Annotated in this window: 26 protein-coding genes and 2 tRNA genes; 14 read left to right on the top strand and 14 right to left on the bottom strand. The window is 45.1% G+C overall.

Going from position 1 to position 23,412, the window contains the following annotated elements:
- The first annotated feature begins 20 nt into the window (after positions 1-20).
- The 6 genes from punR to DYH48_RS09475 all read left to right on the top strand — a co-directional run bounded on the left by punR (position 21) and on the right by DYH48_RS09475 (position 3,427).
- On the top strand, positions 21-923 hold the full coding sequence (gene punR / locus DYH48_RS09500) for a DNA-binding transcriptional activator PunR (RefSeq protein WP_011846842.1): 903 nt from the start codon (positions 21-23) through the stop codon (positions 921-923).
- 401 nt (positions 924-1,324) lie between these two features.
- On the top strand, positions 1,325-1,984 hold the full coding sequence (locus DYH48_RS09495) for a Bax inhibitor-1/YccA family protein (protein ID WP_006081638.1): 660 nt from the start codon (positions 1,325-1,327) through the stop codon (positions 1,982-1,984).
- A 69-nt stretch (positions 1,985-2,053) separates the two neighbouring features.
- Complete coding sequence (tusD, locus tag DYH48_RS09490; protein WP_012089235.1) at positions 2,054-2,443, top strand: sulfurtransferase complex subunit TusD; 390 nt, start codon at positions 2,054-2,056, stop codon at positions 2,441-2,443.
- A gap of 14 nt (positions 2,444-2,457) precedes the next feature.
- Positions 2,458-2,814: a sulfurtransferase complex subunit TusC gene (gene tusC / locus DYH48_RS09485; RefSeq protein ID WP_063882974.1), complete on the top strand. Its 357-nt coding sequence runs from the start codon at positions 2,458-2,460 to the stop codon at positions 2,812-2,814.
- The gene (tusB, locus tag DYH48_RS09480) at positions 2,814-3,095 is read left to right on the top strand and encodes a sulfurtransferase complex subunit TusB (protein WP_006081641.1); all 282 of its coding nucleotides are present in this window, start codon (positions 2,814-2,816) and stop codon (positions 3,093-3,095) included. Before tusC ends, tusB begins: the two co-directional genes overlap by 1 nt.
- A complete protein-coding gene (locus DYH48_RS09475; protein ID WP_006081642.1) occupies positions 3,089-3,427 on the top strand; it encodes a TusE/DsrC/DsvC family sulfur relay protein in 339 nt (112 codons plus the stop codon). The genes tusB and DYH48_RS09475 overlap by 7 nt, the downstream gene beginning before the upstream one ends.
- A gap of 145 nt (positions 3,428-3,572) precedes the next feature.
- Here the strand turns inward: DYH48_RS09475 and DYH48_RS23935 are convergent, their stop codons facing one another.
- The 7 genes from DYH48_RS23935 to lrp all read right to left on the bottom strand — a co-directional run bounded on the left by DYH48_RS23935 (position 3,573) and on the right by lrp (position 11,014).
- The gene (locus DYH48_RS23935; RefSeq protein WP_006081643.1) at positions 3,573-3,695 is read right to left on the bottom strand and encodes a hypothetical protein; all 123 of its coding nucleotides are present in this window, start codon (positions 3,693-3,695) and stop codon (positions 3,573-3,575) included.
- Between the two features lie 19 nt (positions 3,696-3,714).
- Complete coding sequence (serS, locus tag DYH48_RS09465; protein ID WP_115334625.1) at positions 3,715-5,001, bottom strand: serine--tRNA ligase; 1,287 nt, start codon at positions 4,999-5,001, stop codon at positions 3,715-3,717.
- 18 nt (positions 5,002-5,019) lie between these two features.
- Entirely contained in the window at positions 5,020-5,394 is a 375-nt protein-coding gene (crcB, locus tag DYH48_RS09460) for a fluoride efflux transporter CrcB (RefSeq protein WP_006081645.1), read from the bottom strand.
- Positions 5,387-6,718, bottom strand: coding sequence for a replication-associated recombination protein A (locus DYH48_RS09455; protein WP_115334624.1), 1,332 nt, complete (start codon positions 6,716-6,718; stop codon positions 5,387-5,389). Before DYH48_RS09455 ends, crcB begins: the two co-directional genes overlap by 8 nt.
- A gap of 8 nt (positions 6,719-6,726) precedes the next feature.
- Complete coding sequence (lolA, locus tag DYH48_RS09450) at positions 6,727-7,353, bottom strand: outer membrane lipoprotein periplasmic chaperone LolA (RefSeq protein WP_011846837.1); 627 nt, start codon at positions 7,351-7,353, stop codon at positions 6,727-6,729.
- Positions 7,354-7,409: 56 nt separating this feature from the next.
- Positions 7,410-10,163 carry a DNA translocase FtsK gene (locus tag DYH48_RS09445; RefSeq protein ID WP_115334623.1) on the bottom strand — a complete coding sequence of 918 codons (2,754 nt, stop codon included), beginning with the start codon at positions 10,161-10,163 and terminating at the stop codon, positions 7,410-7,412.
- Positions 10,164-10,507: 344 nt separating this feature from the next.
- On the bottom strand, positions 10,508-11,014 hold the full coding sequence (gene lrp, locus DYH48_RS09440; RefSeq protein ID WP_006081649.1) for a leucine-responsive transcriptional regulator Lrp: 507 nt from the start codon (positions 11,012-11,014) through the stop codon (positions 10,508-10,510).
- A gap of 179 nt (positions 11,015-11,193) precedes the next feature.
- Between lrp and ald the strand changes: the two genes are divergently transcribed.
- Together ald and trxB are read left to right on the top strand one after the other, a co-directional pair.
- Positions 11,194-12,309 carry an alanine dehydrogenase gene (gene ald, locus DYH48_RS09435; protein ID WP_012587684.1) on the top strand — a complete coding sequence of 372 codons (1,116 nt, stop codon included), beginning with the start codon at positions 11,194-11,196 and terminating at the stop codon, positions 12,307-12,309.
- A 340-nt stretch (positions 12,310-12,649) separates the two neighbouring features.
- Positions 12,650-13,603: a thioredoxin-disulfide reductase gene (trxB, locus tag DYH48_RS09430; RefSeq protein WP_011846834.1), complete on the top strand. Its 954-nt coding sequence runs from the start codon at positions 12,650-12,652 to the stop codon at positions 13,601-13,603.
- A gap of 263 nt (positions 13,604-13,866) precedes the next feature.
- Here trxB and rplT read toward each other — a convergent pair whose 3' ends face one another.
- The 4 genes from rplT to thrS form a co-directional block, all read right to left on the bottom strand.
- Complete coding sequence (rplT, locus tag DYH48_RS09425) at positions 13,867-14,223, bottom strand: 50S ribosomal protein L20 (RefSeq protein ID WP_006081652.1); 357 nt, start codon at positions 14,221-14,223, stop codon at positions 13,867-13,869.
- Between the two features lie 16 nt (positions 14,224-14,239).
- Positions 14,240-14,434: a 50S ribosomal protein L35 gene (rpmI, locus tag DYH48_RS09420; RefSeq protein WP_006081653.1), complete on the bottom strand. Its 195-nt coding sequence runs from the start codon at positions 14,432-14,434 to the stop codon at positions 14,240-14,242.
- An 84-nt stretch (positions 14,435-14,518) separates the two neighbouring features.
- Complete coding sequence (gene infC, locus DYH48_RS09415) at positions 14,519-15,061, bottom strand: translation initiation factor IF-3 (protein ID WP_012089240.1); 543 nt, start codon at positions 15,059-15,061, stop codon at positions 14,519-14,521.
- A gap of 3 nt (positions 15,062-15,064) precedes the next feature.
- Entirely contained in the window at positions 15,065-16,993 is a 1,929-nt protein-coding gene (gene thrS / locus DYH48_RS09410; protein WP_006081655.1) for a threonine--tRNA ligase, read from the bottom strand.
- A 291-nt stretch (positions 16,994-17,284) separates the two neighbouring features.
- On the opposite strand from thrS, the gene DYH48_RS09405 reads away from it, so the two are divergent.
- Both DYH48_RS09405 and DYH48_RS09400 read left to right on the top strand, forming a co-directional pair.
- Positions 17,285-17,518, top strand: coding sequence for a hypothetical protein (locus DYH48_RS09405; RefSeq protein ID WP_115334622.1), 234 nt, complete (start codon positions 17,285-17,287; stop codon positions 17,516-17,518).
- A 315-nt stretch (positions 17,519-17,833) separates the two neighbouring features.
- Positions 17,834-18,034 carry a CPXCG motif-containing cysteine-rich protein gene (locus DYH48_RS09400; protein ID WP_006087488.1) on the top strand — a complete coding sequence of 67 codons (201 nt, stop codon included), beginning with the start codon at positions 17,834-17,836 and terminating at the stop codon, positions 18,032-18,034.
- 34 nt (positions 18,035-18,068) lie between these two features.
- Here the strand turns inward: DYH48_RS09400 and DYH48_RS09395 are convergent, their stop codons facing one another.
- On the bottom strand, positions 18,069-18,692 hold the full coding sequence (locus DYH48_RS09395) for a riboflavin synthase (RefSeq protein ID WP_012197183.1): 624 nt from the start codon (positions 18,690-18,692) through the stop codon (positions 18,069-18,071).
- 33 nt (positions 18,693-18,725) lie between these two features.
- On the opposite strand from DYH48_RS09395, the gene DYH48_RS09390 reads away from it, so the two are divergent.
- The 4 genes from DYH48_RS09390 (at position 18,726) to DYH48_RS09375 (ending at position 22,396) form a co-directional block, all read left to right on the top strand.
- Positions 18,726-20,105: an MATE family efflux transporter gene (locus DYH48_RS09390; RefSeq protein ID WP_006081659.1), complete on the top strand. Its 1,380-nt coding sequence runs from the start codon at positions 18,726-18,728 to the stop codon at positions 20,103-20,105.
- Between the two features lie 523 nt (positions 20,106-20,628).
- Positions 20,629-20,705: transfer RNA gene (locus DYH48_RS09385), tRNA-Val, on the top strand.
- 38 nt (positions 20,706-20,743) lie between these two features.
- Positions 20,744-20,820: transfer RNA gene (locus tag DYH48_RS09380), tRNA-Val, on the top strand.
- A gap of 398 nt (positions 20,821-21,218) precedes the next feature.
- A protein-coding gene (locus tag DYH48_RS09375; protein WP_115334621.1) for an IS3-like element ISSba5 family transposase occupies positions 21,219-22,396 on the top strand; the annotation gives its coding sequence in 2 pieces (ribosomal slippage) (positions 21,219-21,477 and positions 21,477-22,396; 1,179 coding nt in all).
- On the opposite strand, the gene DYH48_RS09370 is transcribed toward DYH48_RS09375, so the two are convergent.
- Together DYH48_RS09370 and DYH48_RS09365 are read right to left on the bottom strand one after the other, a co-directional pair.
- On the bottom strand, positions 22,315-22,953 hold the full coding sequence (locus DYH48_RS09370; RefSeq protein ID WP_115334620.1) for a sacsin N-terminal ATP-binding-like domain-containing protein: 639 nt from the start codon (positions 22,951-22,953) through the stop codon (positions 22,315-22,317). The two genes, DYH48_RS09375 and DYH48_RS09370, sit on opposite strands and share 82 nt — an antisense overlap.
- A gap of 249 nt (positions 22,954-23,202) precedes the next feature.
- Complete coding sequence (locus DYH48_RS09365) at positions 23,203-23,397, bottom strand: hypothetical protein (protein ID WP_115334619.1); 195 nt, start codon at positions 23,395-23,397, stop codon at positions 23,203-23,205.
- Positions 23,398-23,412: the final 15 nt, after the last annotated feature.

Genomic DNA, 23,412 nt, shown 5'->3' with positions numbered 1-23,412 from the left:
CATTGGAATGGACGTCAGCTATGCTCTCAGAACAAGCGCTAGAACTCATAGATATTGTGGCTCGTGTAGGAAGTTTCACCGCAGCGGCGAATCGGCTGCATAAAGTGCCCTCTGCCGTGAGCTACGCGGTCAAGCAAATAGAAGAAGAACTCGGCGTCATTCTTTTTGAACGTCATCATCGCAGCGTAACTTTAACGCCTGCGGGTGAACATTTTGTTAAGCAAGCCAGAACTTTGCTTACGCAGATGGACGAGATGAAGCGTGGCACGCAGCGCGTAGCAAACGGTTGGCAACCGACCTTGTCTATCGCGCTGGATAATATCGTCCGTGCCGATAGGATCAGCGTATTGATTGCTGACTTCTACCGTCATTTCCATGATATTGAATTGATTATTCGCATTGAGGTCTTTAACGGCGTTTGGGAAGCGCTCGCCACGGGCCGCAGTGACATTGCAATTGGTGCAACAACCGCAATTCCGGTCGGCGGCGTGTACCAATATAAAGACATGGGCGATATTGAGTGGGCATTTTTAGTCAGCAAAAATCATCCATTAGCCAATATTGACCGTCCGCTAAGCGACGATGAGCTGCGCCCCTTCCCCTCTATTTGCCTAGAAGACACCTCTCGGGAAATTCCAAAACGTATGACTTGGTTGCTCGAAAATCAACGTCGCCTCGTTGTACCCGATTGGATCCGCGCCATTAACTGTTTCCGCGAAGGTTTAGGCGTTGGTTATATGCCAGTGCACTTAGCAAGTGTGTTTATTAAAGCGGGTGCGCTGGTTGAGAAACAACTGGAAAATCCTAAGCAGACCAGCCCTTGTTGTCTCGCGTGGAATGCCGACAAGATGTCGCCTGCGCTCGCTTGGGTGCTGGAATATCTGGGCGATACTGAAAAATTGCATAAAGAGTGGCTGGCTTAAGCTTGGTTTAAACTCAATATGCTGATCTAGTCCTTATACTTGTTGGCATTGAACTTGTCTTTGAAATCGGCATTGAACTTGAAATTTGCTGTAAGTGCACCTAAGTTCAGCAGGCCTATTTATCAAGCCAATTAAGTTTTAACCAAGCATTCATGTGCTTAGTGGATAAAGATACGGATGCAGCCATCTCAATCCTCAGCGCTTAGCACTTAAGATTGATATGTGAGATGAGGCAAAATTTTTAAGATTAACAATTTGTTATTCATGGTTCTATGACTTTCACCCGTATCTCAGGTACGGTATCATGAATGCAGTTAAGTTCGTTTTAGGATTTTACGGGAACTTAGTGTGCTGTAAAAAATCAAAATGATCAGTTAGGAAATGTGTCAACGGAGATCAACATGACCCAAGAAACCTTATATTCGACAAGTGCGTCAACACTGGAAGTGAACAAACTTCTTAAAAACACTTATATGCTGTTGTCTATGACATTGGCCTTCTCTGCCCTGTGCGCTGGCTTGGCAATGGCATTAAATATCAGTCCATTACTCTCCATTGGCTTATCCATTGGCGGCCTAGTGCTGTTGTTTGTAACCTTACGTAAAGCCGAATCTGCAGCGGGTATCTTCTGGGTATTTGCCTTTACTGGTATGGAAGGCGCGTCACTGGGCTACATGCTGAATCACTACGCAGGCATGGCAAACGGTCCACAGCTGATCATGCAAGCACTGGGGTTAACGTCAGTGATTTTCGTTGCGTTATCAGCCTATGCGGTGACCACTAAGAAAGATTTCTCTTTTCTACGTGGATTCTTGTTTGCTGGCTTGATTGTGGTGATTGCCGCTGCCGTAATTAACATCTTTATGGGTAACAGCATTGCCTTTATGGCGATTAACGCCGGTATTGCATTATTGATGACAGGTTTTATCCTGTTTGATACTAGCCGTATTGTGAACGGTGGCGAGACGAACTACATTCGCGCAACTATCTCATTATACTTAGATTTCTTAAACCTCTTCATCGCGCTGTTGCACCTAATGGGCATAGGCAACGATGACTAATCCTAGTTAGCGATTTTTAGCTTAACTTGCGTTAGAATGGCCCTACTTTTAGGGCCATTTTTATTTTAAATGAGCAAATTTATTATCCAAGTGAACGGGCCCGCTTATGGCACGTCGGCGAGTGTTAACGCCTTACGCTTTTCCCAAGCTGCACTTTTGGCTGGGCATCAGATTATCTGTGTGTTTTTTTATCAAGACGGCGTGTATAACTCCACAGATTTAAGCTTACCCGCCTCCGATGAAAACGATGTGATCAGTGACTGGAAACAGCTCGCGCAATCCCATCAGCTCCCGTTAGTCAATTGCGTTTCAGCAGCGCTGCGCCGTGGGATTGTAAGCAAGCAAGATGCCAGCGAGAATGGCCTAAGCCACTGGAATGTGGGCGAGTCATTTATCATGGGCGGTTTAGGCGAGCTTGTCACCGGCATTGAATCGGCCGATCGTTTGATCAGTTTTTAACTCTCAGGGTGACTATGAAAAAATTGTGTATCCTATTTCGCTGTTCGCCACACGGTACTGTTCGTGGCCGCGAAGGTTTAGATCTCGCCCTGCTGAGCGCCAGCTTTGAGCAAGAAGTAAGTTTAGTCTTTGTCGATGAAGGTGTGCTGCATTTGATTAAAGATCAACAGCCTGAGCTTATCGGCGCTAAAGATTACATCTCCACCTTTAAAGCACTGCCGCTGTACGATATCGAGTCGGTATTTGTCTGTAAGCAATCCTTAGCCGACTACGGCTTAAGCCATGGCTTACTGTCAGTTCCTGTTACTGTGGTCAACGATGAGGCCATCGCTGCCCATTTAAAACAGGTGGATGAGGTCTTAGTATTCTGATGATTTTACATCATATTCAAACATCTCCCAGCCGAGATAGTGCGTTGAAACTCTGCTTACGTTACGCCTGTAAGGAAGATGCGATTCTACTATCGAGCGATGGCGTGAACGCGTTACTGCTGCGTCAATGGGCAATGGCATTATCGCCCTTCAAGCTCATGGTCTTAAAAGACGATGTCGTCGCACGCGGCCTATCTGAGCGTTTAAAGAACGTGACGCTTATCGATTACAATGAGTTTGTGGCTCAATCATTACTCCATGACAAGGTGATAACGTGGTAAATCCATTGCAATTTAATGGCGCAGAAATCGCCCGTGACCATCAAGGTTATTTAAAAGATCTCAACGATTGGCAACCAGATATGGCTTTACTATTGGCGGCAGAAGAGCAAATCGTGCTTACGCCCGCCCATTGGGAAGTGATTAACTTTGTTCGCGATTTTTATCTTGAATACAAAACGAGCCCTGCTATTCGCGTATTAGTCAAAGCTATTGGCCAAGCTTTAGGGCCAGACAAAGGCAATTCAAAATACTTATATACCTTGTTCCCTATTGGCCCTGCAAAACAAGCGACCAAAATTGCAGGCCTGCCAAAGCCAGCTAAATGCATTTAATCGTATAGGGTTAAGTCATCACACTTAACTCAATATCGAACGTAAGCGTCAAATGTGAGCATTGAACATAAACATGGCACAAACAAAAAAGGCATGTTCCCTTGGGAAACATGCCTTTCTTTTTACTTGAACAAAGTTAATAGGGTTATTTGACGTTTTCTAACACAACCCAGACGGCTTTGCCTATGGTCGCCAACATCACCGCAAAAAATACAGCAATGACAGCGGTATAGGAAAGCCAACGGAGATAGCGCTGGCCTTTATCCATAGTATTATTTTGCGTTCCATTAGCCTATTTGAGTCAAGCCGCCCATGTATGGACGCAGCACTTCTGGGATTGTGATACTGCCATCGGCATTTTGATAGTTTTCTAAAATAGCGACTAAGGTACGACCCACAGCTAAACCGGAACCGTTTAAGGTATGCAGTAACGCGGGCTTATTGTCTGCTTTCACGCGGTAGCGCGCTTGCATACGACGGGCTTGGAAATCCTTCATGTTTGAACAAGAAGAAATTTCACGATAAGTGTTTTGTGCCGGTAACCAGACTTCGATGTCGTAGGTTTTGCTTGAGCCAAAGCCCATATCGCCAGTACATAAAATCACAGTACGGTACGGCAGACCTAAACGTTGCAATACCGTTTCAGCGTGACCGGTTAGCGCTTCGAGTGCCGCCATTGAATCTTCAGGCTTAACGATTTGCACCATTTCTACTTTATCGAACTGATGCTGACGGATCAGACCACGGGTATCTTTGCCGTATGAGCCCGCTTCGCTGCGGAAACATGCGGTATGCGCGGTTAATTTAATCGGCAGCTCGTCTTCATCAACAATGCTATCGCGCACTAAGTTGGTTAATGGCACTTCGGCCGTTGGGATCAAGCTTAAGCCTTGGCCTTCTTCGGTGGCAGGTTTAGTGTGGAACAAGTCTTCACCAAACTTAGGCAGTTGACCTGTGCCCAGCAAACTTGCTTCGTTAACCAGTAACGGCACATAGGCTTCGGTATAACCGTGCTCTGTGGTGTGCAAGTCCAACATGAACTGACCAATGGCGCGGTTTAAGCGGGCGACTTGGCCTTTCATCACGATGAAACGTGAGCCAGTGATTTTCACTGCATTTTTAAAATCTAAACCGTTTAGGCCTTCGCCTAAATCGATATGATCTTTAATTGGGAAATCAAACGTGCGTGGCGTACCCCAGCGGCGAACTTCAACGTTCTCCGTTTCATCGGCACCGATTGGCGCGGACTCGTCTGGCAGGTTTGGCATTGACATGGCAATGGCATTGACTTCTTCGAGCACAGCCGCCAGTTCAATCTTTCTGGCATCCAGCTGTGAACCTAAATCGCCCACTTGCGCCATGATCGCTTCAACATCTTCACCACGGGCTTTAGCTTGGCCAATGGATTTGGAGATGGCATTACGCGACGCTTGTAATTCTTCGGTAGCCACTTGCAGTGACTTACGCTTTTCTTCTAATTGAGTGAGGTGAGCTATGTCTAAAATAAAGCCACGGGTGGCCAGTCGCTCACCGGTAACTTCTAATTCGTTGCGCAAAAATTTAGGATCTAACATGTGATATATTCTTAATAGTTAAATGCGAGAAAAAACCAGTTGCTGACCTAAGTACACCATGAATAAACATAGACTTAGATTCAACACCACATTCAAAGTCGCCTTCAGCCAATCCCCTTCTTGCAGCAGCAATAAGGTTTCATTAGAGAAAGTCGAAAACGTTGTCAAAGCGCCCAACAGGCCAATACCGATCAGCGCTTTGAGTTCTGGGCTGATATGACTCATTTGCCCCAGTGCGTAAATTACGCCCATTAAAAATGAACCGAGGACATTAACCAACAGTGTACCAAAAGGAAAACTGCTGCCAAATACTTGGATCATGAATATTGAAATAAGATAGCGAAAAACAGCCCCAATTGAACCACCTAGTGCCACAAGTAAGAGATTATTCATATCTTTTGTGCTCGCTGGCTTGATCTAACTGGGCTAATTGCGCCAACTTATCTTTGATTCGCTTCTCGAACCCTCGCTCAGTCGGAAAATAAAACTGCGCTGTTTGCAGGGATTCGGGGAAATAATTTTCACCACTAGCGTAAGCATTGGCTTCATCGTGGGCATATCGATACCCAGCGCCCATGCCAATGTCTTTCATTAATTGAGTCGGTGCATTGCGTAAATGGTGCGGCACTTCGACTTGCCCAGTATCGCGAGCTAACTCACGCGCGGCCTTAAATGCGGTATAGACAGCGTTACTCTTTGGCGCACTGGCAAGATAAACAATGGCTTGCGCTATTGCTCGCTCACCTTCGGCTGGTCCAACACGGTGAAAACAATCCCAAGCATTAAGCGCTATGGTCATCGCCGCAGGATCGGCATTGCCGACATCTTCAGAGGCAATTGCCAGTAAGCGCCTTGCGACATACAGCGGATCGCCGCCGCCTTCTAATATTCGACAAAACCAATACAACGCCGCATCGGGTGCTGAGCCGCGGATTGATTTATGGACGGCTGAGATTAAATCGTAAAACTGATCGCCGTTCTTATCGAATCCGGCAACTTGGTGCCCCGCCACTTGGATCAACATCTCAGTGGTAAAGGTGCCGCCATCGGCGAGCATATCGCTCATCAACTCAATAAGATTTAACGCTTTACGGGCATCACCATCACAAAGTTGCGCCAGTGTGGTGAGCACATCGGTTGGCATCACAAATTGGCGTTGGCCTAAGCCGCGCTCGGTATCGCTTAAGGCTTGGGTCACTATGAGGGCAATCTCATCATGGCTTAAGCGCTTGATAAGATAAACCCGTGCCCGCGAAAGCAAGGCATTGTTGATTTCAAAGGATGGGTTTTCAGTGGTCGCACCGATAAAAATCACAGTGCCATCTTCAATAAACGGCAGAAAGGCATCCTGTTGGCTTTTATTGAATCGGTGGACTTCATCGACAAACAATAACGTACGTTGTCCACGGGATTCAGCCACGGCTTTCGCTTGCTCAATCGCCGCGCGAATGTCTTTGACGCCAGAGGTGACCGCAGAGATGCGTTCAACGTGCGCATTTGAATAATGTGCGATTAATTCGGCTAAGGTCGTTTTTCCTGTACCCGGCGGCCCCCACAACATCATGGAATGGGCGCGTCCCGCTTCCAATGCTTTGCGTAGCGGCTGGCCTTCACCCAGTAAATGGGCTTGGCCTATGTACTCGGCGATCGTTCTTGGCCGCATGCGTGCGGCCAAGGGACGAAAGTCGGGGGCGAAATTAAAGGATAAACTGCTCACGCTATCGCCTAGTGCGCTGTTTTACGACGTTGATCATCAACATCGACATTGTCAGGCAGCACAAAGCTGAACAGCGCTTTGTCTTTATCGGTAATCGCTTGCTGATTGCTCAAATCAAATTGGCTCAAATTACCTTTGTCATCGGCAACATTAAAGTTGGCTAACTGGGCATTTTTGAAACACACCTTGACAGACAATATGCCCGAATCAATCGCCTTAGGTTTGATCTCATAGCAGTCTTGTTGCTTAGTGACTGAATACTGTGACCAAGTGGCATCGTCGCGGTGGACTAACAAGGCAATAGGCGAAGCATTAATGGCCTCGGCAAAATCCATGATGACCACTTCTTCGGCGAAGGGATTGTAAATCCATAAATCTTTACCATCGGCGACAATTTGCGATTCATCGGGCTGAGTTAAATGCCAATAAAACTGATTTGGATAGGCCAATGCAAAGATACCAGAACCCGTCTGAATGACCTTTTTATTCACGTCAGTCACGGTTTGTTTGAAATCGGCTTTTAGTGAAGCAGTACCAATTAACTTGTCTCTTAACTGCTGCGCATCATCGGCAAACACAGCCGCGCTAAATAGCAAAGGTGAAGCTAACAATACAGCGCATAATCGTTTTTTCATTTTATTCCTTACCCTGTCAAACCCTTGGGTGTATCAAAGCCACGCCTCAGCGCGGCTTAATAATGTTTTGGTGCCGGCGGCGCTAAGACCTCACGGTTACCGTTGTGGCCTTGAGCCGAAACGATACCTTGGGCTTCCATCTGTTCGATAATGCGCGCTGCACGGTTATAACCGATCTTAAATTTACGCTGTACGCTTGAAATCGAGCCGCGACGAGTTTCGGTCACAAAGGCGACGGCTTCATCGTAGAGTGGATCATATTCTTCATCGGTTTCTGCGGTTTCACCCGGTAGTAAGACTTGCTCACCATCGCTGGCACCATTGAGAATTTCATCGATATATTGCGGTTTACCACGGGCGCACCAATCGGCAACGACGCGGTGAACTTCATGATCGTCAACAAAGGCGCCATGGACACGGTTTGGAACCGCAGTACCCGGTGGCAAGAACAACATATCCCCCATACCGAGTAAGGTTTCTGCACCCTGTTGGTCTAAAATGGTGCGCGAATCGATACGTGATGACACTTGGAATGCCATACGTGTCGGAATGTTAGCTTTAATCAAGCCAGTAATCACATCCACTGACGGTCTTTGGGTTGCTAGGATCAAATGTATGCCTGCGGCACGGGCCTTTTGCGCGATACGGGCAATTAACTCTTCAACTTTCTTACCGACAATCATCATCATGTCGGCAAATTCATCGACCACGACAACAATCGATGGCAGCTTATCTAATGCAGGCGCTTCAGGCTCCATGCTGTCAGATGACTTCCACATAGGATCTAAAATCACTTCGCCATTGGCTTTCGCTTCGGCAATTTTGGCGTTATAGCCCTTGATGTTACGCACGCCCATCATAGACATTAGCTTGTAGCGACGTTCCATCTCGCCCACACACCAACGCAGTGCATTGGCAGCTTCTTTCATGTCGGTAACGACTTCACAGAGCAAATGCGGAATGCCTTCATAGACAGACAATTCCAACATTTTGGGATCGATCATGATAAAGCGCACATCTTCTGGGCCCGACTTATACAGTAAGCTGGTGATCATCACGTTTACGCCCACTGACTTACCCGAACCTGTGGTACCCGCAACTAACAAATGCGGCATTTTACCAAGGTCAACCACCACAGGATCGCCGGCGATATCTTGGCCTAACACCATAGTCAAATTGGATTTACTGTCGGTAAAGGCGGCGCAATCTAACACATCGCGCATAAACACGGTTTCACGAAATTTATTCGGCAATTCGAGTCCGACATAAGCCTTACCCGGAATAACTTCAACTACGCGCACACTTTCAGCTAGCAGTGAACGGGCTAAATCCTTCGACAGATTAGAGATTTTTGACGCTTTAACGCCAGGCGCTAATTCCAATTCGAAGCGCGTGATCACAGGACCTGGATACACCCCCACCACATTGGCGATGATGTTGAAATCGGCTAACTTCACTTCAACCAGGCGGGCGACTTGTTCTAACTCTTCTGGGCTGATCGGGTTCTTTTTACGATCAGGCACATCAAGCAAATTGATGCTTGGTAAGGGGTCCATGGGCTTTTTCGGTGCGGGTTTATCATCTTGCCCGGGTAGCACCACTATGCCATCCACAATTTTCGCTTTTTGATCTTGCTGCTTACGCTGTGCTTGATTCACAGCGCCCGTTGAGGCTTTTGTATCAAAATCAATGACGTCATCATCGGTAAAGCCTAAGCTTTCATCATCATCTTCCGCAAAGTTTTGGCTGTTAAAAACTGGCTCATTGTCGTCGTGATCGAATGCCTGCGAATTGAAATCGGCGCTTTCTTGTCCATCATGTCTTGCATCTTGGGCTTCGGTTAACCAAGGCGGCGCTTCAAAATTGCCATGGGCGGCCAAATCATCATGATCGATTTGAGGTTCAACCCTTTGTGCATTTTTGCTTTTACTGCCATTCAAACTCAAAATTTTTGCGAGTGCCGATAGCTTGTTTTTTTGCGGCGCAGCTTCTTCAGTATTAATGCTTTCGGTAATAAACCCTTCATCTGCGGCAGTAGACAAGGTTGGGGTTATTTCGGCTCTGCGGCCAATATGCCGTTCACGCACCTTTGGCGTTTCAACGACTGGCGGCTTTTCAAGCACGTATTGTGATTCGCGGCGCTGTTTAAACTTATCGACCACAGACATAAAACCACGGGTATCTTCGGTTTCACGCTCACGTTTCATCGCTTGCGGTAATAATTTAAGTTTCTTATAAATCCAAATAGAGATTAAGCCTATTTTCTCGACCACGGTCAGCCAGCTGATCCCCGTCAACAGGGTAAAGCCAGAACCTAAGAAGCACAGCAGCAATAAGGTGGTGCCGAGTTTATTAAAATACGGCAGCATGGCTTGACCGATCACATCGCCCGCCACTCCGCCTGCCGAAAACTCGTAGATATTGTTGGCGTTCATACTCGCCAACGCAGAAAACCCAAGGATGATCAGCAAAAATCCAATCAATCTCAGGGCCACTGAAAAGTAATCAACTTCGAGCAAATGATGGGCGCGTTTGAACAGCAGCCAGCCGGTCGACGCAACAATGATTGGCATGATGTAAGCCGTGACGCCGAAGAAATATAACAGAATATCGGCTATCCAAGCCCCTACTGCTCCGGTCCAGTTTTTAATATCGCCTTGAAAATGCGACTGACTCCAACCAGGATCAGACGGACTAAAACTCGTCAATGCGAGTAAAATATAAGTGGCGAGGACACAACAAATGATGAGTCCGCCTTCCAGCAGACGTTGCAGGCCAGTGAGCGTGCGTACACTATTTCCTTGAGACAAACGACGTAATCCATAAAAAGTGAAAACAGGTGGCCTAACGATACCAGAATCCCACTAAATGTGGAGCACATTAGCCTGTTTTTCTGTGCAGAATTGGCCATGATTGGCAAAAATTAACCTATTGGGGTGTTTAAGTGTGCTTTTGGAGAGGAATGAGTTATTACACAAACACTTCCGTTAACAACTCTGCTTAAAAATGCCACAAAAATAAGCCCCTAAGTTAGCGAACTTAAGGGCTATAACAAGGTTAGTCGTCGTAGGTGTTAAACGGCATAGTTGTGCTGACTTGAACAATAAATAAGGGGCCTAAGCCCCTTATTGTAAAACCAAACAATCAGGGTAATTTAGATATCTGAGAGTAGATGATTTATCGCTACGCGACTGGTGTGTTTAACCTCTTCCATCACGACATAAGTGCGCGTGTCGGAAACAGAAGGTAATTTCAATAAGGTTTCACCTAACAAACGACGATAAGCCGACATATCTGAAACACGAGTTTTCAGTAAGTAGTCAAAATCGCCTGAAACCAGATGACATTCTTGAATGTCGTCGAGTAACTGCACTGCACGGTTAAACTTATCAAACACTTCGGGAGTATCACGGCTTAAGGTGATTTCCACGAATACCAGTAGGGATGCACCCAGGAAATGAGGATTGACCAATGCAGTATAGCCATTGATATAACCTTGCTTTTCGAGTCGTTTCACTCTTTCTAAACACGGAGTTGGACTAAGTCCGACTCTTTTTGATAATTCCACATTAGAAATGCGGCCATCAAGTTGTAATTCGTTAAGAATGTTGCGATCGATGCGATCCAAGTCTTTTACAGGACTCTTTTTATTATATGCCATTTATTTAACCTTGCTTTATCACTAAAACAACATTTTATTCTACGTATGCCGAAAGTTCAGCAGCATAAACTGCGTCGCCGATACTATACTAGATATCCCTGAATTAATCACGTTCAGGTCACGATAAAATAACAATTATGCCCATTAAAAGTGGGTTTTCAGGCAATTGAGGCTCAAAGATGATTATTGGTGTTCCCAAGGAAATTAAAAACCACGAATATCGTGTCGGTATGGTTCCTTCTAGTGTTCGCGAGTTAGCGATCAAAGGTCACGAAGTTTTTGTAGAAACAAATGCTGGCACAGGTATTGGTTTTTCAGATCAAGATTATATTGATGCTGGCGCCACAATTTTAGCGACTGCTGCTGAAGTTTTTGCTAAAGCGCAGATGATTGTAAAAGTAAAAGAGCCTCAAGCAGTTGAACGCGCTATGTTGCGTCACGATCAGATTTTATTTACTTATCTGCATCTTGCGCCAGATTTACCGCAAACTGAAGATTTAATTAAAAGTGGTGCCGTATGTATCGCTTACGAAACTGTGACTGACGACCGTGGTGGCCTGCCCTTACTTGCCCCAATGTCAGAAGTTGCTGGCCGTATGTCTATCCAAGCTGGCGCTATGGCATTAGAGAAATCATCTGGTGGTCGCGGTATGTTACTGGGCGGCGTACCAGGGGTTGAACCAGCTAAAGTCGTCATTATTGGTGGCGGCATGGTTGGTACTAACGCAGCGCAAATGGCTGTTGGTTTAGGCGCTGATGTTGTAGTACTTGATCGCAGTATTGATGCACTACGTCGTTTAAATGTGCAATTCGGCTCTGCCGTAAAAGCCATTTACTCTACCGCTGATGCGATTGAACGTCATGTTATTGAAGCTGATCTTGTGATCGGTGGCGTACTGATCCCAGGTGCTGCGGCACCTAAATTGGTTACCCGTAGCATGATTTCACGTATGAAGCCTGGCAGTGCCATCGTTGACGTAGCAATTGATCAAGGCGGTTGTGTTGAAACTTCACACGCAACGACTCATCAAGATCCGACTTATATTGTTGATGATGTTGTGCATTACTGTGTGGCGAACATGCCAGGTGCGGTTGCTCGCACTTCCACTTTCGCACTTAACAATGCAACGCTACCGTATATTCTTAAGTTAGCTAACTTAGGCTATAAAGAAGCGCTGTTGCAAGACAAGCACTTACTCAATGGCTTAAACGTGATGCACGGTAAAGTAGTCTGTAAGGAAGTGGCTCACGCCCTGAACTTAGCGTTCACCTCTCCAGTTTCATTACTGGCATAAGCGTTGAATTAGCTTAAGCTTTCGGTGGAACATTGCGTTAGCTTTACCTAGCAAATAATCCAAATCGGCCTCGACTCTGTTGAGGCCGATTTTTTATTGGCTAGAACCAAAGCTCAAGCATACGAATCGATAATCTCCCGTATCAAAACTTGTCCCGTGCTTTCGCTAGTCATGCCTTCTCAAGCTGTTTATTTCACCGCAGTAAAGTAAAACTGACACTCTGAATACCAAAGCGCACTGACTCGATTAGCGCAATCTAAAAGAATCGCCCTCCAACACTTTACCCCCACAGGTAAATTCCCTACAATCCTTGCAATTTGCTAAAGGCACGGAGATAAAAATGAGCCAGGTCAGACATTGTAACTTATTGATTTTGGGTTCAGGCCCAGCAGGATATACCGCAGCCGTTTATGCTGCGCGTGCTAATTTAAAACCTGTGATGATCACAGGTATGCAGCAAGGTGGTCAATTAACCACTACTACTGAAGTTGAAAACTGGCCAGGTGACGCGGATGACTTAACTGGTCCAGCGTTGATGGAACGTATGCAGAAGCATGCTGAAAAGTTTGATACTGAAATCTTGTTCGATCACATCAACGAAGTGACTCTAACTGAGCGCCCTTTCCGTTTGAAAGGCGATAACGGTGAGTACACCTGTGATGCGCTGATCATCGCAACTGGCGCTTCAGCCCGTTACTTAGGATTAGAATCAGAAGAAGCCTTCAAGGGCCGTGGCGTATCAGCCTGTGCGACCTGTGATGGTTTCTTCTATCGCAATCAAAAAGTCGCTGTGATCGGTGGCGGTAACACTGCCGTTGAAGAAGCATTGTACTTAAGCAATATTGCCGCTGAAGTGCATCTGATCCACCGCCGTGACACCTTCCGCTCAGAAAAAATTCTGATCGACCGTCTGATGGACAAAGTTGCCAATGGCAACATCATCCTTCACTTAGATCAAACCATGGATGAAGTGGTTGGTGATGCTATGGGGGTGAACGGCCTTAAGATGAAGAGCACTAAAGATGGCTCGATCACTGACTTAGCCGTTGCTGGTGTGTTCGTCGCCATTGGTCACAGCCCTAATACCGGTATTTTTGAAGGCCAGTTGGAAATGAACCACGGTTATTTAAAAGTACAGAGCGGTTTGCAAGGTAACGCCACGCAAACCAGTATCGAAGGTGTTTATGCTTGTGGTGATGTGATGGACCAACATTATCGTCAAGCGATTACTTCTGCGGGCACAGGTTGTATGGCCGCACTCGATGCAGAGCGTTATTTAGACGCTAAAAAGTAACTAGACTCGATTTTTCAACGAATAGCAGGCTTAGCCTGCTATTTTTTTAGTCCAAAATCCTTAAGCGATTACAAAAATTTTGTGAGCTTGCCAATCAGTACTGTTCACGCGTGTTCGTGTCTTTGCTTCACGATGCTTAATCTTGTATCAGTTAGATAAGCGCTTATAAGTGTTTAAGTAAATAACATCATTGGGTTAAGTCAAAAATGGCGCACAAAAAAAGGGACCAAATGGTCCCTTCTCTACAGCAACAAACTAATTTCTTAGTTTAACGCTTCTTTTGCTTTTTCAACTAAAGTTGCAAATACAACTTTGTCGAATACAGCGATGTCAGCCAAAATCTTACGATCGATTTCGATAGACGCCTTTTTCAGACCGTTGATGAAACGGCTGTAAGACAGACCATTTTGACGAGCGGCAGCATTAATACGTGCAATCCAAAGTTGACGGAATTGACGTTTTTTCTGACGACGGTCACGGTAAGCATATTGACCAGCTTTAGTTACTGCTTGAACAGCAACACGGTAAGTACGGCTACGAGCGCCATAATAACCTTTAGCTAGTTTTAAAACTTTCTTGTGACGAGCACGAGCGGTTACACCACGCTTAACTCTTGGCATTTTCTAAACTCCTAAATTAAGCGTAAGGTAATTGACGCGCGATTGCTGGAACGTCAGCTTTTGATACTAAACATTTGGCACGTAAGTGACGTTTACGTTTAGTGCTTTTTTTCGTCAAAATGTGACGTAAGTGTGCTTGCTTGCGCTTGAAACCATTAGCGGTTTTCTTAAAACGCTTCGCTACACCCTTGTCTGTTTTCATTTTAGGCATTTCTAAAACTCCGCATTGGGATGTTTAATAAAAAGCAAGGCGAGCAAAGGCCATAGACCTTTGCTACTTTAAGTTTTGCCCTACTTATTTCTTTTTAGGCGCTAGCACCATAATTGCTTGTCGGCCTTCCATTTTCGGGAAAGATTCAACAACCGCATACTCGTCCAAATCAGCCTTGATACGGTTCAATAGATCCATACCCAGGTTTTGGTGTGCCATTTCGCGACCTCGGAAACGTAGCGTAATCTTCGCTTTGTCCCCGTCTTCCAGAAAACGTATCAGGTTGCGTAGTTTTACCTGATAGTCGTTTTCGTCAGTTCCAGGACGGAATTTAATTTCCTTGACCTGAACCTGCTTTTGCTTCTTCTTTTGTTCCTTGGCTGACTTAGCCTTATCAAAAAGGAACTTACCGTAGTCCATAATGCGACATACTGGAGGTTCAGCATTTGGGCTTATTTCTACCAGGTCTACACCTGCTTCATCTGCCAAATTCTGAGCATCTCTGATGCTTACCACACCAATAGCTTCACCATCAATGCCAGTTAAGCGTACTTCAGGTACACCTGTGATTTCTTCATTGATTCTATTAGGGGCCGGCTGACGCCCTGCTGTTTTTTTGATCTTTATGACCTATTCCTCCAACAATTTGAGACTACGGAGCGAAATCTGTTGATGGATTTTAGTGGCGAAATCTTCAAGTCGCATCTTACCTAAATCGATACCATCACGGGTACGCACCGCTACTTCCTTATTTTCCATTTCTTGATCGCCAACGACCAACAAATAAGGGACACGCCTTAAGGTGTGTTCGCGTATTTTAAAGCCTATTTTCTCATTCCTCAAGTCAAAAGACGCTCGAATACCTTGTTCTTTGAAGAATTTTACGACTTCTTCAACATAATCAGCCTGTTTATCAGTGATATTCATCACGACAACTTGCATTGGGGCTAACCAAGTTGGGAAACGTCCTGCATATTCTTCTATCAAGATACCCAAGAATCGTTCCAAAGAGCCTAAAATGGCACGATGGATCATCACTGGGGTCTGACGGCTATTATCTTCGGCAACGTAAGTTGCACCAAGACGGCTTGGCAACGCATAATCGAGCTGCACAGTACCACATTGCCACGCACGGTCCAAACAATCGTGTAAAGTAAATTCGATTTTTGGTCCGTAGAAGGCGCCTTCACCAGGCAAAATGGTGAATTCAATATTATTGTCACGCAGAGCTTGCTTAAGCGCTTCTTCCGCTCTGTCCCACATCGCATCGTCACCGATACGTTTTTCTGGGCGAGTCGACAGTTTTACCACGATATTTTCAAAGCCGAAGGTGGCGTATGTATCGTAAACCATCTGGATACAAGCACTCACTTCCTCTTGAACTTGACTGTCAGTACAGAAAATATGGGCGTCGTCTTGGGTAAAGCCACGTACGCGCATTAATCCGTGTAACGAACCAGAAGGTTCATTACGGTGACAGCAACCAAACTCAGCCATACGTAATGGCAGGTCGCGGTAAGATTTCAACCCTTGGTTGAAGATCTGCACGTGGCCTGGGCAGTTCATTGGCTTGATAGCATATTCGCGGTTTTCACTGCTGGTCGTGAACATGGCTTCTGAGTATTTATCCCAGTGACCAGAACGTTCCCACAACACGCGGTCCATCATTAATGGGCCTTTCACTTCTTGGTAAGTGTATTGGTTTAACTTACGGCGAATGAATCTTTCTAACTCGAGGAAGATGCTCCAACCGTCGTTGTGCCAGAACACCATACCCGGTGCTTCTTCTTGCATGTGATACAAGTCGAGCTGCTTACCGATTTTACGGTGGTCACGCTTAGCCGCTTCTTCAAGACGGGTTAAGTGTGTGCTCAAGGCTTTTTTGTCAGCCCAAGCAGTACCATAGATACGTTGCAACATCTTGTTTTCTGAGTTGCCACGCCAGTAAGCGCCAGCAATGCTCATTAATTTGAAATGTTGGCAGAAACGCATGTTAGGTACGTGCGGTCCACGACACATGTCTGTGTATTCTTCGTGATGATACAGCGCAGGCGTCGCGTCTTTGCTGATGTTTTCATCCAGAATGGCAATCTTATAATCTTCGCCGCGCGCGGCGAATGTATCACGGGCTTCTTGCCAGCTAACCACACGTTTAATTACGTCATAGTTAGTTTTGGCCAGTTGAAGCATGCGCTTTTCTAAGGCATCGATGTCATCTTGAGTCAGCTTGTGCTCAAGATCGATATCATAGTAGAAGCCGTTATCGATAACTGGACCAATCGCCATCTTGGTTTCTGGCCACATTTGCTTAATCGCGTGACCTAATAAATGTGCGCAAGAATGGCGAAGAATTTCAACACCTTCTTCGTCTTTGGCGGTAATGATTGATAGCTCTGCATCGGTTTCAATGAGATCGCAAGCATCTTTTAATTCGCCATTAACGCGGCCAGCGATACAAGCTTTCGCTAAACCTGGGCCAATATCGGCGGCAACATCGAGAGTCGATACAGCATGAGCAAACTCGCGTTTGCTACCATCGGGAAGTGTAATTACAGGCATGAAATGTCCTTTCCAGTGGTGACCCACACGTAGGGCCACTTGGTTTTAGTTAATGTAAGAGAAATGCTCGCTAGGTTAAGACAGTACAGGAGTCTTAGCCGCCTTGCGTAGCAGGGCGTTTATTCTAAGGGATTGTAGCTAAAAGGCGCAAGCATATTGGCCAGAATTGGGATTGAAAGCAAAAAGCAAATTCATGATTTTGCAGTGTCTTGGTAACTTAGCGGTCATCTAACTCCCCTATTCTGGCGCCAGTTTATTAGCCATCACTGAAAACATGACAAGGGAGTTGATATGTTGAACTGCATTATACTGTCTGTAGCACTCACGAACACAGCCGCCGCTTTACCTGGGCCGCAGCATGTAAGTACAAACGAACCACAGATCGATACTCAAGTATTACTCGTTGATATTAAAAGTGAGCTTGAGCTACAGATGCAGCGTTTAACGCTGGATATTACCCAAAATGCCCGCGATGGCGTGTTACACAGCAGCGAAATGGAAGGGTTAGTCACTGTTAAGGACTAAATGCTAAAAGGGTTATTGATCCACTAAGCAAAGCCTTTAACCAGAACGTCTATCATGCTGCGTTTTGAGACCGACTTCGTCTAAGTCAGCGCACTGCACTCTGCTGTATACTCAAATAGGAAGCACTTAAATAGAAGCACTCGAATAGGACGCACATAAACAGCACTCAGGTTTGAACGTGACCAACGCGCAGAACAATAGGTGCGATGAACGAACTAAGTGTGAGATGTACTGATTGAACTGAGCGATTCGCTCTATTCTATGGGGGCTCTGTTCTATTGTGGCTTTCTTCTATTAGCTATAAGGAGTTACACCATGAGAGTCATGAACAAGGTTATTGCTTGTCCCCACTGCGGGCACCATCAAGATATCAGTATCGATGCCAGCTGCGGAGATCAAGATTATTACGATGATTGCCGAATTTGTTGTAATCCCATTCACTTACGCTTACATATCGACGAATTGAGACGTACCGTTGAGCTGTATATCGATTCAGACGACGAGCAAATCTATTAAACGAGATTGCACTAAAGGCTGCGATGTCACGAAACTAACGTGCTTGTTCGTTAAAACGCCTGGCCAGCACGCGCTCGACTGTGTCGACGATAACTTGCGTTTGGCTGTCGATCTCAATATTAAGTTCATCACCCACTTTATACTGACTTAAATTGGTCAGTTTTAGGGTTTCAGGAATTAAGTGCAACTTAAAACCAGAGTCACTCACCTCGCCTACCGTTAAGCTACAGCCGTTAACGCCAACAAAACCTTTATAAAAAATGTAATCCATCCATTTAGGCTCAATGCCAAGTGTCAGATCATAATGCTGTTCTGTATGGCTAATATCGACAACTTTAGCCTTGGTATGAATATGGCCAGAGAGAATGTGGCCACCAATCTCACTACCAAAAGTTAACGAACGCTCAACATTAACGCTTTGACCTATAGACAAATTAGCCAGATTCGTCAGTCGCAAGGTCTCTTCCACTACGTCGAAAAATACCCTATCATCAACGACCTGAGTCACAGTAAGACATACCCCGTTATTTGCCACACTTGCACCAATCGCAAGTCCCTCATGCAAATCAGGTTCGAACGCTACCTCAAGGGTATTTAGGCCATCTTTCTTATGTATTGCAACCACCTCGCAGGTGGCTTGAACTATACCTGTAAACATTTTCTGCTCGCTTAATCGTTAAAGGCTGTATTTATGAATAATTCAGGCTATCAAGCCAAACGTTTAATCCAATTGGCGCTGCCGGTGCTAATAGCTCAGGTCACTCAGACCATGATGGGCTTTATTGATACCGTTATGGCGGGCCGTGTTAGCGCGGTTGATATGGCCGCTGTTGCGGTAGGCACTAGCCTTTGGTTGCCCGCTATTCTATTTGTCCAAGGTTTACTGATGGCTTTTACGCCTTTATTTGCCCACTACAATGGAGCGAATAATCAAAAAGCCATCCAACCTTTGGCCTTTCAAGGTGCCTATCTTGCCATCATTGGTGGCATTGGCGTGATGATTTTCCTCGCATCAGCGCCCTTTGTGCTTGGCCATATGGATTTAGAACCCGAATTATACCGCTTAACCATTGGATATCTCGACGGTATTTTATGGGGCGCGCCCGCATTTGTGCTATATCAAGTGCTGCGCGGCTGTAGTGAAGGGATTTCTTACACGTTACCGACTATGGTCATTGGCTTTGTCGGCTTAGCAGTGAACATCCCCGCCAACTACATCTTTATTTATGGACACTTTGGCGTACCTCCGATGGGTGGCGCTGGCTGCGGTATTGCCACTGCCTTGGTTTTTTGGGCCATGCTGATTGCCATGACGATTTATATGCAGCTGCATAAGAAATTCGCGGCCTTGGCTCCTTTCAGTAAATTTCATCGTCCTGACTTTGAAACGATGAAAAAAATGACCAAACTCGGCATGCCGATAGCAATGGCGCTGTTTTTTGAAGTGAGTTTATTTGCCATTATCGCGCTGTTACTCGCACCATTAGGCGCAACTGTGGTGGCAAGTCACCAGATAGCACTGAACTTTTCTGCCATCGTATTTATGCTGCCGTTATCTATTGGTATCGCGGTATCGATCCGAATTGGTTACTACTTAGGCCGTGATCGCGCCGATATTTCCGCAGTGGTTACCAAAGTGGGTTTATGGCTGGCGCTGTCCCTTGCATTATCAACTGCAGTCTTGACCGTCATATTTAGATTTCAGATTGCAGAGCTTTATAATGGTGATCCAGAAGTTGTCGCTTTAGCCGGCAGCTTGATGTTGATGGCGGCACTGTATCAATTATCGGATTCAGTCCAAGTGGTTGCCGCCGGAGCCCTACGTGGTTATAAAGATACCCGCAGTGCCTTTTATATCACGCTGTTTTCCTATTGGGGCATAGGGATGTCACTCGGTTATACCTTGGCTTATACGGATCATATCGTTCCTGCCATGGGTGCCCATGGTTTCTGGGCCGGATTGATTGCAGGTCTCACCTCGGCGGCGCTGCTATTTTTCATTCGACTGCGTTATATCCAAAAACATGGCGTGCATTTGAGCCTCATCGATGGTGATAGTGTGCATCATTGATAGCATTAACTGCGAGCATCGATGCTCGCCGTTTGTTTATCGGTTTGATTTCGATGCCTTCTCTAATACCAATCACATTAAATATCTAATCAGTTCAGAGCCTCACAGGCATCTCAATCCAAGGCGCATTGACGCAGAAATGGTCATTCCCTTTTAAGTCAATGCAACACGGGAGTGGGATGCCTGTGAGGCTCCCGAAGGGCGGCTGATGTTAACGGCATGGCAACGCGCTTTATACTGCGTTTAAGGCTTTCGACAGAGCACCACTATGCCTTCAAGCCTTCGCCTTGTCTAAAGCACGTTGAACTCCCGCTGAATGAGCAGATATTTTATACGATAAGTATAAACGGATAAGAAACTGCGGTTTTATCAGCGACTTTGCTGAAACACTGGACAAGTTGCACAGCAATTCACCATTTGACGACAAATTTGATTTTTTTGCTTGCCAGCCCTGCGCTATGCCCCTAATATAGCGCTCGTTCCAAGGCGCAACGCTTTTGAATAGCAAATTAAAATTTACGATACACCCGTAGCTCAGTTGGTTAGAGCACTACCTTGACATGGTAGGGGTCGGTGGTTCGAGTCCACTCGGGTGTACCACTCTCTTCACAGAGTCTAAAAAGTGAAATTCAAACAGTACACCCGTAGCTCAGTTGGTTAGAGCACTACCTTGACATGGTAGGGGTCGGTGGTTCGAGTCCACTCGGGTGTACCATTTCTTGTTGTAAATCAATTATCTAACTAATAATGCTATTTTAATTCTGCGCCTAGGTTTAAATTCTTCAATTCTAGATAACATTAATTCAAACAAGCTAAATTTTTCACTCGTAAGTTTTTCTTCAATTTTATCTTTGTAGTTTGAATCCTGCATTTCAGATTTGTGCCCAAATTTGTGCCCAAGTGCCTAAACCCGTTTTTCGAAGATTTAGGTATGACCCCTACCCTAGTTACAGTGTTCATAAAAAGGTGCAACTTTCACTGCATCTTTGGATATTTATACTTACGATCTAATTTGCTATGTCTGGCTTATAACCAAGTGTGTAGTGGCACACTAATTTTGGCCACCTAAATAGAGGTGATATTATTACCTCGTAGATGACTTTAGGTGAACACATGAGATCGACAACCAGAAAAACATTTAGTGCTGAATTCAAACTTGAAGCAGCCCAATTAGTCCTTGATAAAAACCATAGCATCATCGAAGCTGCAAAGGCGATGAACGTAGGTAAATCCACTATGGATAAATGGGTGAGACAGTTAAAACTAGAACGCCAGGGTGGCATACCAAAAGCATCTCCGATTACCCCTGAACAAATTGAAATCCGTGAGCTGAAGAAGCAAATAGCTCGTCTTGAGGAGCACAATCTTATCCTAAAAAAGGCTACCGCTCTCTTGATGTCAGACTCGATGAACAATTTACGCTAATCAGCGCACTCAAGCAGAGCCACTCTATTCTCACAATTTGTAATGCATTCAAAGTGCATCGAAGTAGCTATAAGTATTGGCTAAAAAGAAAAGAACATATTGATGCAGACTTTACTATTTTATGCAGTGAAGTTAAGGCCGCACATCGTATTAGTCATGGCTCTGCCGGTGCTCGAACGATAGCGCAATTAGTGACTAACAAAGGGATTGGTCTCAGTCGTTATCGAGCCCGTAATCTAATGAAAAAGCTTGGGTTATTAAGCTGTCAGCAGCCTAAGCATTCTTATCGGAAAGCGACACAAGAGCATGTTGCAATCCCCAATACGCTTAATCGACAGTTTGCAGTAACTCAACCAGATCAAGTGTGGTGTGGCGACGTGACGTATGTTTGGGTCGGTAATCGTTGGGCCTATCTAGCCGTTGTTTTAGACTTATTTTCCCGCAAACCTGTTGGATGGGCTTTGTCATTATCACCAGATAGTGAGCTGACCTGTAAAGCTTTGAAAATGGCATTTGAGTTAAGGGGTAAGCCTGAGAATGTGATATATCACAGCGATCAAGGTTCACATTACACGAGCTTGAAATTCAGACAATTAATATGGCGTCTTCAGATTGAGCAAAGTATGAGTCGTCGCGGGAATTGTTGGGATAACGCACCAATGGAGCGTTTCTTTAGAAGTTTGAAATCTGAGTGGATACCCGTAAGTGGTTATGGGAATTTTACAGAAGCAGATAAAGAGATCACAAATTACATCACTGGATATTACAGTGAGACAAGACCCCATCAATATAATGGTGGGTTAACGCCAAATGAGTCAGAACGTTTATATTGGAATGACTCTAAAACCGTGGCCAATTTTACTTGACCACTACAATCATAATACTGAACCTGGTCAGTTACCTCGAGTATAGATTTTAACTCCTGATCATTGGCAAATGAAAAGCAAAAACCATTGAAGCAATCTACTGATTTACTCTCTGGATTCATAGAGTAGATCTGTGGTGAATCACATACCTGAAGAACACAACGAAAGCCTATGCCTTTATTACCGATTGATTCGTCGGGTGATTTACTGCTCTGAGCTATTTCACAAATAGCGATGAAGTTTTTTTCAGTGAAGGGAGCTCCGCGGTTGGCAATATAGAGGGTTCCGAATTCACTTTCATCGATATTCAGTTCAATATGAATATCTTTAGAGCCGATACTACCCCGCTGAGCATCGTAGGCATTCTGAATGAGCTCTATGGGAATACGCTCTGAATAATCATGAGAGATCTGTTCAGCAAGTGAGTTAATACTGGCATGAACATTAACATTTTTCTCGATCCCACTGATGTAGTTATCGAGAATGTTTAATGAGCGTGAGCTGACCTGCTCGGCATACTTTTTGTTGATGACTTCTGTCGTCGATATAAAACTCATGAACTTCCATACTCATTACTAAATGGTTTGATAAGAAAAAGCACTCAAGTACCAGTTCATACTAAGCCTTGCTATTGCTCATATTACCATTAACCCATTGATAAAAAACATGGTCTTAGATAAAAGCCATGGCGAATACACCTCCAACACCACTGAGAATGGCCATTTCAATGTCCAGAAACGAGAAATGAAAAAACTTCCTTGACTGCCACTTTCTACTGCTGTGATGTATTAGATTTTAGTGGTCAACTACTTTAAAAAGTATTTCGACTCTAAAAGCATAATAATCGCCGTTGTTGATCTGCCGTACTTTTTATCCAACTCAGTGATATTCCCATCTTCTTTAAATGCTTTTACTACCTTACTACTTACGCGACCTTTCCATGGTAAGCCATGATGTCTCGGTTTGTCATTTAGAAAGTTTTTAATGCGCACTTCAATCATAGAAGCGCTTTTATT

It is taken from the genome of Shewanella baltica (genome assembly GCF_900456975.1).
GTDB classification, from domain to species: domain Bacteria; phylum Pseudomonadota; class Gammaproteobacteria; order Enterobacterales; family Shewanellaceae; genus Shewanella; species Shewanella baltica.
This window is presented reverse-complemented; position numbering and strand designations above follow the sequence as displayed.